This is a genomic window from Lysinibacillus sp. GW823-FHT02G10, from assembly GCF_058797135.1.
The window spans coordinates 129,160-142,731 of record NZ_JBXAJI010000006.1; the positions used below are offsets into that span (position 1 = coordinate 129,160).

Annotated in this window: 13 protein-coding genes; 6 read left to right on the top strand and 7 right to left on the bottom strand. The window is 35.2% G+C overall.

Annotated features, from left to right (window positions below; genetic code table 11):
• The first annotated feature begins 404 nt into the window (after positions 1–404).
• Positions 405–896, top strand: coding sequence for a hypothetical protein (locus AC1RFD_RS17745; protein WP_048395293.1), 492 nt, complete (start codon positions 405–407; stop codon positions 894–896).
• Positions 897–964: 68 nt separating this feature from the next.
• Here the strand turns inward: AC1RFD_RS17745 and AC1RFD_RS17750 are convergent, their stop codons facing one another.
• Both AC1RFD_RS17750 and AC1RFD_RS17755 read right to left on the bottom strand, forming a co-directional pair.
• Positions 965–1,237 (bottom strand): hypothetical protein, encoded by a 273-nt coding sequence (locus AC1RFD_RS17750; RefSeq protein WP_004233441.1) that lies wholly within the window; start codon positions 1,235–1,237, stop codon positions 965–967.
• Between the two features lie 174 nt (positions 1,238–1,411).
• Positions 1,412–1,618 carry a hypothetical protein gene (locus tag AC1RFD_RS17755; RefSeq protein ID WP_112116922.1) on the bottom strand — a complete coding sequence of 69 codons (207 nt, stop codon included), beginning with the start codon at positions 1,616–1,618 and terminating at the stop codon, positions 1,412–1,414.
• Positions 1,619–1,855: 237 nt separating this feature from the next.
• Between AC1RFD_RS17755 and AC1RFD_RS17760 the strand changes: the two genes are divergently transcribed.
• Genes AC1RFD_RS17760 through gnd form a run of 4 tightly spaced genes read left to right on the top strand, consistent with a single transcriptional unit; the run spans position 1,856 to position 6,909 of the window.
• Positions 1,856–2,587, top strand: a complete 732-nt coding sequence (locus tag AC1RFD_RS17760; RefSeq protein ID WP_048395289.1) for a GntR family transcriptional regulator — start codon at positions 1,856–1,858, stop codon at positions 2,585–2,587.
• Positions 2,580–4,121 carry a gluconokinase gene (gene gntK / locus AC1RFD_RS17765; protein ID WP_112116923.1) on the top strand — a complete coding sequence of 514 codons (1,542 nt, stop codon included), beginning with the start codon at positions 2,580–2,582 and terminating at the stop codon, positions 4,119–4,121. The genes AC1RFD_RS17760 and gntK overlap by 8 nt, the downstream gene beginning before the upstream one ends.
• A 15-nt stretch (positions 4,122–4,136) precedes the next feature.
• Positions 4,137–5,483: a GntP family permease gene (locus tag AC1RFD_RS17770; protein WP_048395286.1), complete on the top strand. Its 1,347-nt coding sequence runs from the start codon at positions 4,137–4,139 to the stop codon at positions 5,481–5,483.
• 25 nt (positions 5,484–5,508) lie between these two features.
• Entirely contained in the window at positions 5,509–6,909 is a 1,401-nt protein-coding gene (gene gnd, locus AC1RFD_RS17775; protein WP_257962076.1) for a decarboxylating NADP(+)-dependent phosphogluconate dehydrogenase, read from the top strand.
• A gap of 53 nt (positions 6,910–6,962) precedes the next feature.
• On the opposite strand, the gene AC1RFD_RS17780 is transcribed toward gnd, so the two are convergent.
• Entirely contained in the window at positions 6,963–8,507 is a 1,545-nt protein-coding gene (locus AC1RFD_RS17780; RefSeq protein WP_492475137.1) for a histidine kinase N-terminal 7TM domain-containing diguanylate cyclase, read from the bottom strand.
• 95 nt (positions 8,508–8,602) lie between these two features.
• On the opposite strand from AC1RFD_RS17780, the gene AC1RFD_RS17785 reads away from it, so the two are divergent.
• Positions 8,603–8,935 (top strand): BRCT domain-containing protein, encoded by a 333-nt coding sequence (locus tag AC1RFD_RS17785; protein ID WP_048395281.1) that lies wholly within the window; start codon positions 8,603–8,605, stop codon positions 8,933–8,935.
• 44 nt (positions 8,936–8,979) lie between these two features.
• Here AC1RFD_RS17785 and AC1RFD_RS17790 read toward each other — a convergent pair whose 3' ends face one another.
• From AC1RFD_RS17790 to AC1RFD_RS17805, 4 genes are all read right to left on the bottom strand, one after another.
• Positions 8,980–10,068: a DUF4179 domain-containing protein gene (locus AC1RFD_RS17790; protein WP_403020829.1), complete on the bottom strand. Its 1,089-nt coding sequence runs from the start codon at positions 10,066–10,068 to the stop codon at positions 8,980–8,982.
• Entirely contained in the window at positions 10,065–10,619 is a 555-nt protein-coding gene (locus AC1RFD_RS17795; RefSeq protein ID WP_054548839.1) for a sigma-70 family RNA polymerase sigma factor, read from the bottom strand. The genes AC1RFD_RS17790 and AC1RFD_RS17795 overlap by 4 nt, the downstream gene beginning before the upstream one ends.
• A gap of 193 nt (positions 10,620–10,812) precedes the next feature.
• Positions 10,813–11,487, bottom strand: a complete 675-nt coding sequence (locus AC1RFD_RS17800; RefSeq protein ID WP_492475138.1) for a peptidylprolyl isomerase — start codon at positions 11,485–11,487, stop codon at positions 10,813–10,815.
• Positions 11,488–11,642: 155 nt separating this feature from the next.
• On the bottom strand, positions 11,643–13,511 hold the full coding sequence (locus AC1RFD_RS17805) for a leucine-rich repeat domain-containing protein (RefSeq protein ID WP_288583382.1): 1,869 nt from the start codon (positions 13,509–13,511) through the stop codon (positions 11,643–11,645).
• Positions 13,512–13,572: the final 61 nt, after the last annotated feature.

Below are 13,572 nucleotides of genomic sequence, written 5' to 3' on the forward strand. Positions count from 1 at the left end.
TCTTACTTATAAAGTAGATAATCCAAACAATTGGTTGCATGTTGTGGCAAAAATTCTGCTAATGAAAAAACCGCACTCTTTTAGGTACGGTTCTCCACATTTCAAAATAAATTAGATAAAAATGTTTGTATTGATGTAGGTAATAGCTGAAAGAATAATCCCTCATATTTAATCCAATATACCAGCGACAACAATAACAACGAAAATTAACAATAGAAAGATTTTCTTATTTTTAGAAATCCAATTCAATAGATGCCACTCCTCTGTCCTAATAGTAAGCATGTTTAGTATAAGTTGATTGCTATCAAATAGCATCCTATTCATTGTCTGTCACCTAATTTTACAATGCTACATAAATTAAAATGATACGCTAAAAATGAGAAATATGTAAGAAGGGAATGGGTATGGTCAATTTTAAATCTTTTCGGGGTGTTATCACTCAAATCAGTGATTTTTCTGTTGGGCAAAACGGAGATAAGAACGGTTGTTATAAAATAATGACCTTAGAAGATGGTGCTGGTGGGGTCGTCAATTTTATTATTTCTCCCTCCACCTATTTTGTTAATCGTGAAATTGTCACTACTGGTGAATGGGTAACAGGATATTATGATGGAGATGCACCTGTACCGATGATTTACCCGCCACAATACCGTGCTTTAATTATTGTAAAAGAAAGCAATTATCATAATGTAAAGGTAGATTTCTTTAATCAACAATTACTGAGTAGTGATGGACAATTACAATTAAACCTTTCTCCTACTACGATTATTTCACTTAAAAATGGGCAGCCTTTTACCAATAGTCCTGCCAATCGAAACCTCATTGTTGTTTATGGTCCTACCACTAGGAGTATTCCTGCTCAAACCACTCCCTATGAAATCATTGTTTGGTGTTAATTTAATCACATTTAAACAACGGCTTAAACCTCACTACGTGAATTTAAGCCGTTGTATATTGTTATTTTTTATTCAGTATCATTTTTCATTTCATGTAATTGTTGTTTAATCTGCTCTAGATATTCTTTATTTTGCTGAACCGTATCCAAATGCTCACCATATTGTTCTGCATTGAAACGTGCATTTTCAGCATGCTTAATCTGATTAAATGCATGTTCTATTGCTATTTCCTCTGGATGTGATTTTGCATGCTTTAATAGACGATCCGCCTTTTGCACGGAGTTACTAAACAATGTGCTAGGATGATCCTGCTTCCAACTTGTATCGGAGTGCTTAGCCAATGTATATATCTTCCCTTCTTAAAAATGTTTTCATTGTTCTAATGTAGTATTATGAATTGCTCTGATAATATGTATGGAAGAAAATAAACACAATATTTCCCAGGCTATAATCAAAGAACTAAGGCACATGCCTTAGTCCTCCTCTCAATGTCATGAATAGTTGTCAAATATAAATTAGTGCCATGCAGTCCTCTCACTGACTGGTTGCTTGATATCTGTTTTTTCTTGTGTTTCAGCAAAGTTATTGATTTGTGCTGAAGCTGAATCAAGCTCAAATTCAGCACCAAACTCCTCACGATGAAGTGTCTGACGCTGTTGATTTGTTTTATTTGCACTTTTCGTACCATTTGATCTGTTACGATTTGTATCCATATTTGACATAACCATCCTTCATCGATTATTTGAAAAGCTTTTAAACCTTATATATGGTTTACGAACTTTTCATTCTAAAGTTTGTCCAAGGAGGAAAAAAGAATGTGCATTAATTATTTTTTTTAGCTAAGTATAGAGTTGAGGATTTTTCAATTTTTGATTGTTAGTAAGTCGCTTGCAATCTTATTTTCTTTCTGACTATAATACTTGTATACAAGTATACTCAAAATCAAAAAGGGTGATATTATGAGCGAATATAATGATTATTTATATCCACAAAAATGGCTTTCTAAGGCTTCTACAGGTGATCGCGTAGCATATGAACTTAGAATGCGTATTATTTCAGGTTTAATTGAAAGCGGTACCATTCTTTCAGAAAACAAACTGGCAGCTGATTTTGAAGTAAGCCGTTCACCCATTCGTGAAGCCTTAAGAATATTAGCTTCTGAAAATATCATTCGATTAGAGAAAATGGGTGCTGTTGTCATTGGTTTATCTGAAAAAGAGATTGAAGAAATTTATGATGTTCGATTGCTGATTGAAACATTTGTGTTTGAACGTCTCATAAAAATGGATACAACTAGCTTAGCACTAGAACTTAGCAAAACATTAGAAATGATGAAAGTTGCCATTAAGTATAACGATGCAGACGAATTTTCTTATCAGGATGTTATGTTCCATGAGACAATTATTCGTTCCATCGGACATTCCTATATCACCATGATTTGGAATAATTTAAAGCCAGTAATGGAAGGCTTGATTTTACTATCTATGCGCATGCGCTTTAAAGAGAAATATGAGGATTTTACTCGTATTGTGAAAAATCATGAGCTCTATATTGACGCTATTAGAGCCAAAGATCGAGAGCTTATGATTAAATCCTTACATGAAAATTTTGATGATGTTCAAGGCAAAGTAGAAGATTTATGGCGGTCACAGCAAATGCTATCTAAAGGGGTTGAGCCACAAAATGACTAACTATATGTTAGGTGTTGATATAGGGACTACTAGCACTAAGGCCGTATTATTTAGTCAACATGGGAAGGTTATTCAACAAGAAAATATTGGGTATCCATTATATACACCGGATATTTCGACAGCAGAACAAAATCCAGAAGAAATCTTTCAAGCTGTACTACAAGCCATTACCAGCATTATGAAAGTCCATTCTGATAAACCATTACTATTTGTTTCCTTTAGTAGTGCTATGCATAGTGTGATCGCTATGGACGAAAATGATCAACCGTTAACACCTGTCATCACTTGGGCGGATAATCGTAGTGAAGCATGGGCACATAAAATTAAAACTGACTGGAATGGCCATGAAATTTATAAAAGAACAGGTACACCTATTCATCCAATGTCACCACTAAGCAAAATTACTTGGCTTGTGCATGAACATCCTGAAATCGCGCGCAAAACGAAAAAATATATCGGTATTAAAGAATACATTTTTAAAAAGTTTTTTGATCAATATGTCGTCGATTATTCATTAGCTTCGTGTATGGGTATGATGAATCTCCATACATTAGATTGGGACGAAGAAGCTTTAGCTGTTGCAGGTATTGCGAAAGCACAATTATCCACACTCGTACCAACAACTCAACTATTTTTAAATTGCAATGACCTTTTAGCTAAACAAATTGGTATTGACCCACAAACACCTTTTGTCATTGGTGCAAGTGATGGCGTGCTCTCTAATCTAGGTGTGAACGCCATTCGAGAAGGCGAAATTGCTGTCACTATTGGGACAAGCGGTGCTATCCGTACCATAATTGATAGGCCCAAAACAGATGTAAAGGGTAGAATTTTTTGCTATGCACTAACAGAAAACCATTGGGTCATTGGTGGACCCGTAAACAATGGTGGTATGGTATTACGCTGGATTCGCGATGAGTTTGCCTCTTCTGAGATTGAAACAGCTAAAAGACTAGGTATTGATCCATATGAAGTGTTAACGAAAATTGCTGAACGTGTTAGACCTGGTGCTGATGGGCTGCTATTCCATCCCTATCTATCAGGTGAACGTGCGCCTTTATGGAATCCAGATGTCCGTGGTTCATTTTTTGGTTTAACTATGTCTCATAAAAAGGAACATATGATACGAGCTGCCCTCGAAGGGGTTATCTACAATTTATATACTGTCTATTTAGCATTACTGGAATGTATGGAAAGCCCTGTCACTCGTATTCAAGCAACAGGCGGGTTTTCACGCTCTGAGATTTGGAGACAAATGATGGCGGATATTTTTGAATCCGAAGTGGTAGTACCTGAAAGCTATGAAAGCTCCTGTCTAGGCGCTTGTATTTTAGGCTTATATGCTACAGGAAAAATTGATTCCTTTGACGTTGTCGCTGATATGGTTGGTGACACTTATAAACATACGCCAATCGAAGAAGCAGCCAAAGAATATAGACAGCTACTCCCAATTTTCATTCGTTTATCTAGAGTTTTAGCAGACGACTATACGTCAATTGCTCAGTATCAAAGGAGCTTAATTAAGCCCGACTAAAGAGGAGGAGAATACATGCCATTAGTTATTGTAGGTATTGGTATTATTGCGCTGTTAATTTTAATAATGGGCTTTAAATTAAATACGTTTATTTCATTAATCATTGTTTCATTCGGTGTTGCTTTAGCTCTTGGGATGCCTTTGGATATTATCGTAAAAACGATTGAAGCAGGGTTAGGTGGAACATTAGGTCACTTGGCACTAATATTTGGTCTTGGAGCGATGCTAGGAAAATTAATTGCCGATTCTGGCGGTGCACAGCGTATTGCCATGACCCTTGTGAATAAATTTGGAGAAAAGAACATTCAATGGGCAGTTGTAGCAGCATCCTTTATTATCGGTATCGCTCTTTTCTTTGAAGTAGGTCTTGTGCTATTAATCCCAATTGTCTTTGCTATTTCAAGACAATTAAAGGTTTCTATTTTATATTTAGGAATTCCAATGACCGCAGCCTTATCTGTCACACATGGATTTTTGCCACCACATCCTGGACCAACTGTTATTGCTGGCGAATTTGGGGCAAATATTGGTGAGGTGTTGCTTTATGGCTTTATCATCGCCATTCCGACTGTTATTTTAGCTGGACCATTATTTACAAAATTAGCGAAAAGGTTAGTGCCTGAATCATTCAACAAAACTGGAAATATTGCCTCTCTAGGTGAACAAAAAACATTTGAACTAGAGGACACACCGAGTTTTGGAATAAGTGTTTTTACTGCACTATTACCCGTTATTTTAATGTCCATTGCTACTATTATTACACTGTTACAAAAAACAATTGGCTTTGAAGATAATGGCTTCTTAGCAGGTATCCGCTTCATCGGTGAAGCTGGTACATCCATGTTAATTTCCTTATTAGTTGCCGTCTATACAATGGGTATCGCAAGGAAAATTCCTATTAAGCAAGTAATGGAGTCATGTACAACAGCAATCTCCCATATCGGTATGATGCTCTTAATTATTGGGGGCGGTGGTGCCTTCAAACAAGTTTTAATTGATGGTGGTGTCGGTGATTATGTAGCTGAACTCTTCCATGGAACTACCTTATCGCCAATTTTACTAGCATGGATTATTGCGGCTATTTTACGCATTTCATTAGGGTCAGCTACGGTTGCTGCTTTAACAACAGCTGGGTTAGTCATTCCAATGTTAGGTCAAAGTGATGTAAACCTTGCCTTGGTCGTGTTGGCAACAGGTGCAGGAAGCTTAATTGCTTCACATGTTAATGATGCAGGTTTCTGGATGTTTAAAGAATATTTTGGATTGAGCATGAAGGAAACATTCGCTACTTGGACCTTGCTAGAAACAATTGTATCTGTAGCTGGCTTAGGATTTATTTTATTACTTAGTTTATTTGTTTAAATAATGTTAAAAAGGAGCAAGTACAATGTTAAACACAATTGGCGTTATTGGATTAGGTGTTATGGGCAGTAATATCGCTTTAAACATGGCTAATAAGGGCGAACAAGTAGCCGTTTATAATTACACACGAGATTTAACCGACAAACTTCTACAAAAAATTGAAGGACAAGCGCTAACTCCTTACTATGAAATAGAAGAGTTTGTACAAGCTTTAGAAAAACCAAGAAAGATTTTTTTGATGGTGACAGCTGGGAATGCTATTGATTCAGTTATTCAATCAGTAGTGCCTTTCCTTGAAAAGGGCGATGTCATTATGGATGGCGGTAACTCTCATTATAAAGATACAGAGCGTAGATACGATGAACTTAAAGCTTTAGGAATTGGGTATTTAGGGATTGGCATTTCTGGTGGTGAAGTAGGAGCATTGACAGGACCATCTATTATGCCTGGTGGTGATCAAGAGGTCTATAACAAAGTAGCACCTATACTGACAAAGATTGCAGCACAAGTGAATGATACACCATGCTGTACGTATATTGGTCCCAAGGGCGCAGGTCACTTCGTCAAAATGGTACACAATGGAATCGAGTATGCAGATATGCAACTCATTGCGGAGGCCTATACGTTTTTAAGAAAAAATATAGGATTATCCGTTGAGGAAATTGCTACTATCTTTGAAACATGGAATCAGGGCGAATTGAAAAGCTATTTAATTGAAATAACAGCTGAAATCTTAAGGAAAAAAGATGAGATAACAGGATTACCACTGATTGATATGATACTTGATAAAGCTGGTCAAAAAGGTACTGGGAAATGGACAAGCCTGCAATCTATAGACAATGGTATTCCTACATCAATTATTACGGAGGCCTTATTCGCTCGCTATATTTCATCATTAAAAGAGGAACGAATTCAAGCAGAGGCAATACTATCTGGACCAAATTATAAACAACAAAATCTAGATAAAGATGTCTGGATTGAATACGTCCGCCAAGCGCTGTATATGGGGAAAATATGTGCTTATGCGCAAGGATTTACACAATATAAAATGACATCAGAGCTTTATGAATGGCGTTTACCATTAAAAGATATTGCATTAATTTTCCGTAGTGGTTGTATTATTCGAGCAGAATTTTTAAATGTTATTAGTGAAGCCTATCAAAAGCAACCTTCTCTAAATAATTTATTAATTGATCCATACTTTGCAGAAAAGTCGATGGACTATCAAAATGGATTAAGAAAAATAGTTTGTGAAGGCATCCAAGCAGGAAACGCGTTCCCTTGTTTGAGTGCTTCTCTCACATATTACGATAGTTATCGAACAGGTTCATCTAATGCTAATATGTTACAGGCACAACGTGATTATTTCGGTGCGCATACGTATGAACGAATTGATGCACAAGGTGTTTTCCATACAAATTGGTAAGTAAAAAGCTAAAATATACATCATTGCCTCAATGATTGTATATTTTAGCTTTTTTATTCTAGAAAAACATGTACTCGATTACGGCCTGCTTGTTTTGCCGCATACAGTGCTTTGTCCGCATTGTTTAAAAGTTGATACAGTGTCTCTTGTCCCTTTGTGCCTTCTGCTACACCACAGCTAATGGTAGCACGAATTGCTCCCTCAGTAGTCATAAGTGGCTGGGATTCTACACTATTACAGAGCAAATTAGCTAATGCTTGCCCCTCTAATAATGTAGAGTCCTTGAGTGCAAGAACAAATTCCTCACCGCCATACCGTGCAAACAGTTCTCCTTTTTTCAACACACTCTGACAAACCTTTACGACATGAACTAGTAATTGATCACCGCTAGCATGCCCATACGTATCATTGACGTTTTTAAAATGATCGATGTCCATTAAAATGACAGTAAAAGCTGAGGATGATTCTCTTGCCTCGCTGTAAGCCTGATTACATTGTTGAAAAAAAGCTCGACGATTATAAATTTGTGTAAGTTCATCGTAAAAAGCGAGTTGCTCTAACTGTCTTTGTAGCTCCTTCAACTCTGTTATATCAGTGAAAATAAGTAATAACCCCTTACCATGATTAACATGTTGCAGCTCTGTAACACGCACTTGATAAGTATGATCAGAAAGCACAATCTCGATGTCTTGCGTATTCACCACTGCCTCCAATGTAAATGGCATCGGTTGTCCAGTTACTTCAATCCATGTTTCCCCAATATCCCTACCTATCATTGATCTGGTTAGCTGAGGAAATACCTTGCTACAGGCTTGATTAAACTCTATTAATCGAGCAGATTCATCTAACACAATAACCCCATCATTGATACTATGAAATATTGCATCCTTGGCAACAGGCATCACCCTAAATAACCGTGAGGAATTAATAGACCATAAATATAAAAATGAAGAAGCCCATAATACCATAGGGACAGGATCAACTCCTTGAGGTGTTAAGCCCAATAAATAGATGAATGCTGTTATCATAGGAATAAGTTGACCACACATTAAGGCAATTAATTGTTGCCGGTAGGCCTTAGTAGTCTCTTTCCAATGGATTAATACTAATAAAAAAGATACGAACATACAGCCAAAAGTAAAGATGCCATGAATGATATACCATATGCCAATTTCCTGATGAATGTAAGGTGCCCCTAATATAGGATCTATTTCAAATACTCTATAATGAAAATGGTGTATATCATTTGTAGCAACCATGATTAAGCTAATAAATGGAATGGCAAGAAGAGCCATTATCTTTTTCCTTGTCAGATGAAAGCCTAGGTATTGCATGATAAACAATAATCCGAGAGGCGTTGAAAAAGCCATACCTACATATTGGATGGCCGTCCAAACCTTTATGGCACTTAATGTTGTAGCGATTAAACCAAAAGCAGAGGCAAAACAATATACCGCAATTAATGCGGTATAACTAATAAACAATTGAGCAATTTTTGTATAATTGTAGCGTTTTAGAAATACGTATAAACATAAATACAAATTTAGTACACCTGATGTGCAGCTAAGAGTAATGAAAGCAGTCAATTGCGAATTCATGTCTATGTACCTCTTTATATTTTTAATTTTAATGTAGCATACATATAAAATTTTGTGGATTTATTTATCGATTAATTTTTTAAGGAGTAACGAATATGATCAATAAGGATAACTCAGAAATCATTTTCTTTTCTGATCCAGTTGAAAATCTAACCCACCCCTTTTATAAGAAACAAATTGTATTCACAGGCGCCCTTTCTACCATGACACGATCCGAAGCCTCCAAACAAGTAAAAGCATATGGAGGGTATTTACAGGGAGCTGTTACACAACATACTGATTTCGTTGTGCTTGGTAATAAACGTAGGGGGATAAGCGCCAAGCAGCATAAAGCTGAGCAGCTAATCCGTGAGGGGCAAGACATTCAAATATTAATAGAAGATGATTTTTTATGGCTTATTTCGATCCCAAAGAAAGATGATAAGTAAAAAGAGTATGTAAGGTTGTTCTTCTTACATACTCTTTTAATTTTTTACTTTATCGGAACAGCAATAGGCTTTAATGTATATGGCTCTTTTATCAGTTCTAATGCCCCTGTACTATCCTTAATTTTGTATACACCTACTACAGGGGTAATCATAATCGAGGTAGCTTGTTCATCAAATTTATTTGCAACAATACGAGGAAAATTTTCACGCCCTTTGAAATCTGTATTATGACTAGTTCCTCTAAAATGAATGACATTATAATCATTCCCTAAATCATCTGTCACAATATAGTCAATGAGAACTCCTTGCCAAGCTTCATTTTCTTTTTCTACCAAGACTTCTTCGGAAAGATAAAATGTTGTAGCGATAGGTGTTTTCGTTATTTTAAAAGCTTCAATTTTTATACCTTTTCCTTCTGTTTTCATACTATCCTTTTCCACCCTTATTGTTTCACTTTCAAGCTTCTCTAAAGCAAATTCAAATGCCCAGTCCCCTGCTACTGAATTATTTACATTATTTAAATCAACAATTTGATTTCCTTGAAAATTAATGTGAACTTCCTCGGGCTTAGAGCCTCTAATGAGTTCAAAAATATACAATACTGCATACTCATTGCTGTTTATCTTTTGAACCATATAATTTGTTGAATAGCCGCCATATCGATACCTATTTCCAAATTCCTTAGCAGTTAGTTCACGATTGTCACCATATAAAACTGGCCTTTCTCCTAAATCCTTTTCACTTTTAATAGTGTAAGCAATAGTAATATTTTCGCCATCATATATAGCATCTGTAACAGTGACTTCAACTTCATTACTTTCTTGGCTCACTCCGACACTGGTAGAATACTGATCATAATTGTTAAATACATACCTTTCATCATCAATAAACAATTCGAATATACTTCCGATAAACGGTAAATTTGCAGCAAATGTAGGAAACGTATAACCAAGTGTCATACTGGATGCAATAAAAAAAGTAGCTGCAACAATAAAATTTTTAATGAAATGCCTTTTCTTTTTGACCATCATGACATTTCTTTTCACTCTCTCTTTTTCAAGCGAGCTCACTTCCATCGGCTCTATATTTATATCAAGATTTAAATCATTAAATTGTTTATATAGCTTTTTCATGTCATACTTCCCCCCAAACGAATTTGCTGTAATCGTTTTTTCCCACGATATAATCGATTATCAATAGCGGCTTTTGTTAAACCACAATGAATAGCAATTTCTTCGTTTTTCATATTTAAAAAGTATTTCATCGTAAAAATATCACGGTCTAATTGCTCTAATTGCGTCATCATGATGAGCACTTCCTCCGTTGTTGTCTTGATTAAGTATTCCTCTTCAGCCGATATTGCGGCTTCACCTGTTTCATTTAGCTCATAAAAATATGGCGTTTTAGACAACCTTCTTTGTTTCGAAATGGCTTTAAACTTTGCTATCGTGCAAATCCATCTTCTAAAATCCTCTTTATCGCCTCTAAATTGTTTAGCATTTTCATAAGCCCCTAGAAATGTATCACTAATACATTCCTCTATTATTTGAGGATCATTATAGGATTTTAGAGCATTATAAATAATCGCTTTGATAATCCCCATATATTCATCAATGACATATTGAAGTGCTTCTTCTCGTTTTTTCTTAAGATGTTTTATAAAATTTTCATCTGTTACCCTCATGCAAACACCCTTTCTTCCACAAACATAAAGGATCCTTTATATAAAACATCGCTCAATCTTAAATTTCTTCTCATATTACTCAAAAATATTTATAATTTCAATTTTTTAACAAATATAAAAGGCTAAATCTCAATTGATTTAGCCTTTTTAATGTTTATAGTATAGATTTTAACCAATAGCATTGGGACGAAAACTATTTGTTTACCTTAGGTGCTGGATAATCAAAGCCCTTTGTATCCACCTCTACCTTTTTCATCTGCTGATCTTCTAGTGGTTTATTTGTAGCATCTCGCTCTGCTCCAACAATGGCATCAACTGTTTCCATACCTGCAATCACCTTGCCAAAAGCAGCATATTTTCCATCAAGATGTGATGCTTCCTTTACCATAATGAAAAATTGTGAGCCTGCTGAGTTTGGATCATCTGAACGAGCCATCGAAATAACACCACGTTCATGCTTCATATTATTTTCAAATCCATTTGAGGTAAACTCACCATCAATCGAATAATCAGGTCCTCCAGTACCATTCCCTTTAGGATCTCCACCCTGAATCATAAAATCAGGAATAACTCGATGGAAAATAAGACCATCATAGAATCCATCTTTTACTAAAGCAATAAAGTTAGCTACTGTATTTGGTGCTACAGTAGGCTCCAATTCAATAACAATTTTTTCATCATTGCTCATCGTAATCGTCACAATTGGATTTTCCTTCACTTTTGACGCATAATCCATTGTTTCTTGTGTTTCTTTAGCTGTTTTTTCCTCAGTTTTCTCACTATCCTTAGCTGTACCACAGCCTGTCAAAACAACAATAATGGCTAGCAGAGATAGCATAAAAAACAAACCTTTATTACGTACGAACATATCCTTTTCAACTCCTCTTGTTAAGCATCAATTCATTATAAAACTATCCAAACTGTAGGACAAATCCAAGAGAGACAATGACAGAATATTCCTGTCATTGTCTCTTTTTATTTCTACTATATTAATTTCGTAGTTTGCTATTAATTCACATTATTTCAATAAATCATAATTCCCTTGTCTAATACAGATTGATTTTGTACCTGATTCCCTAAAATATATAGTTTTTTTAAGTTGGGCAAATTCACTAAGGGTTCTACATTCGAAATAGCATTATTTTCTAAATGAAGCACCTCTATTTGTTGCCAATTTCCCAAGAAATTTAACGATTGTAGTGAACTATCTTGTAAAGTGAATGAACGTAAATTTGTAAAGCCAGCAAAGTAAGGCATGATCTTATCTACTTCTTGCACCCATTCCCCATTACCAATTTGAATGGAAACATCATTTAAAGTTAAATGCTCCAGCACGTTGTTCGTAAATGGCTTGCTATTCACTTGAAAATTACATTCATTACAGTTTAACATTTTTACATGCTGTAAATTGAATAAGTCATTGGTTTCATAAAAGAGGGTCTCATTTAAATTGATTGTTTGCAAATGAGGTAGGTCATTTAATGAACGAATACCTGTAAGAATTCCATACTCCATGACTGTAAGCTGTTCTAGCTGTGGGTATTTCAGTAGTTCTGCACCATTCAATTGCGAATCCGATCCACTTATAGAAACCGTCAAATCTCTTAAAGCGGGTGCTTCTAGCTTTGGTAAAAATGAACTCTTCAGCTCTGCTTTTTTCAAATGGGGCGCTACAATCGATGAAATATCACCATGATAGCCAGTTAACGATAACTCTGTCAATGACGTTAGACTGTTAACCATATCCAACAATTCCACTTGACCAGGAGAAGCTAAACGTAGCTTTGTTAAAGATGACATATTTCTAAGTCTATCTAAATTGATGATATTCATGTTTTCAAGATCTAAAGATTGTAGTTTAGGCATGTTTTGTATAAAATCAAGCGTTTTTAAATTTCTTACTGACGTAAGCTTCAATTCTTGTAATTGAGTCAATGAGTAAAGTGGGCTAAAATCTGTAGCTTCACTAATGTCTATTGCTAACGACTCTAGATTAGTTAGTGTAGACAGCCACTTTAAATCATTAATTGATTTTAAGGAAAGTGATTTCAGCGATAATTTATTTAGAATTTGAAAATCTGTCACCTCTTCAGCCACATAAGATAGTTCTAGAGATTGAAGATTGGGGAACTCTAATAATAAAGCAAGTTCATCATTACTTCTAATTTGGATAGAGAGCTCTTTAACATTTGACTTATCACTAAAATATCCTGCGATTTTACTAAATGATTCATTAAAACTACCTGTATAACTTTTTAAGTTTTCAAGATGTTGGAAGCTTACTTTTTCACTTTGTGATATTTCATAATCATTCATGAGCTTTAAAACCGTTAATCCAGTAAAAGCCTCAAAGTCCTTTTGTTCAATTTTTTGCGTATTTAATAATTTATCCATAATGATATAAGTAGAAATTTTAGCTTCCTTATTTGTAAAAGGATCTTCTAGACTATAATCAAAATGCCATTGATCGTCAGAATAGTAGGCAGCCAAATATCGAATACTTGCAATCTCTTCTTTTGCTGGCATCGTCCCACCTTTATCAAAAATATCTTTTAAAAAGAACAGAAGAACTTCACTTTCAGGCACTGTTCGAACGGATAGTTCTTCACGGTTTCCATCCTCTGTTTGATTACTATTTAAAAGAAAATACCCAAGGAATACACACATCATGACAATTGGTATCATAAAGAGCAGCTTTAAATTTGTTTTTGGACGGGATGTTGTATGAGGAGAAGCTGTTCCATAATAATTATTAATCGTTTGATCAACATAATAAATTTTATTCTCTTTCAACATGATTTCCGTATCACAAAAAGGACATTTGAATGTTTGCTCTTCTTTATATTCAATTTTCCCATTACAATTTGGACAATTTAATTTAATAAATTCCACTGGCAGCCCCCCAGCACTATTTTTCCATTAAGCTTAGTTGTCTAAAAAATAAATGTCAATA

What these genes read in the sequence shown, in the direction of transcription:
- AC1RFD_RS17745 (WP_048395293.1), top strand. Translation starts at nt 405, where the DNA reads ATGGTCAATTTTAAATCTTTTCGGGGTGTTATCACTCAAATCAGTGAT.
- AC1RFD_RS17755 (WP_112116922.1), bottom strand. Translation starts at nt 1,618, where the DNA reads ATGTCAAATATGGATACAAATCGTAACAGATCAAATGGTACGAAAAGT.
- AC1RFD_RS17760 (WP_048395289.1), top strand. Translation starts at nt 1,856, where the DNA reads ATGAGCGAATATAATGATTATTTATATCCACAAAAATGGCTTTCTAAG.
- gntK (WP_112116923.1), top strand. Translation starts at nt 2,580, where the DNA reads ATGACTAACTATATGTTAGGTGTTGATATAGGGACTACTAGCACTAAG.
- AC1RFD_RS17770 (WP_048395286.1), top strand. Translation starts at nt 4,137, where the DNA reads ATGCCATTAGTTATTGTAGGTATTGGTATTATTGCGCTGTTAATTTTA.
- gnd (WP_257962076.1), top strand. Translation starts at nt 5,509, where the DNA reads ATGTTAAACACAATTGGCGTTATTGGATTAGGTGTTATGGGCAGTAAT.
- AC1RFD_RS17780 (WP_492475137.1), bottom strand. Translation starts at nt 8,507, where the DNA reads ATGAATTCGCAATTGACTGCTTTCATTACTCTTAGCTGCACATCAGGT.
- AC1RFD_RS17785 (WP_048395281.1), top strand. Translation starts at nt 8,603, where the DNA reads ATGATCAATAAGGATAACTCAGAAATCATTTTCTTTTCTGATCCAGTT.
- AC1RFD_RS17790 (WP_403020829.1), bottom strand. Translation starts at nt 10,068, where the DNA reads ATGAAAAAGCTATATAAACAATTTAATGATTTAAATCTTGATATAAAT.
- AC1RFD_RS17795 (WP_054548839.1), bottom strand. Translation starts at nt 10,619, where the DNA reads ATGAGGGTAACAGATGAAAATTTTATAAAACATCTTAAGAAAAAACGA.
- AC1RFD_RS17800 (WP_492475138.1), bottom strand. Translation starts at nt 11,487, where the DNA reads ATGTTCGTACGTAATAAAGGTTTGTTTTTTATGCTATCTCTGCTAGCC.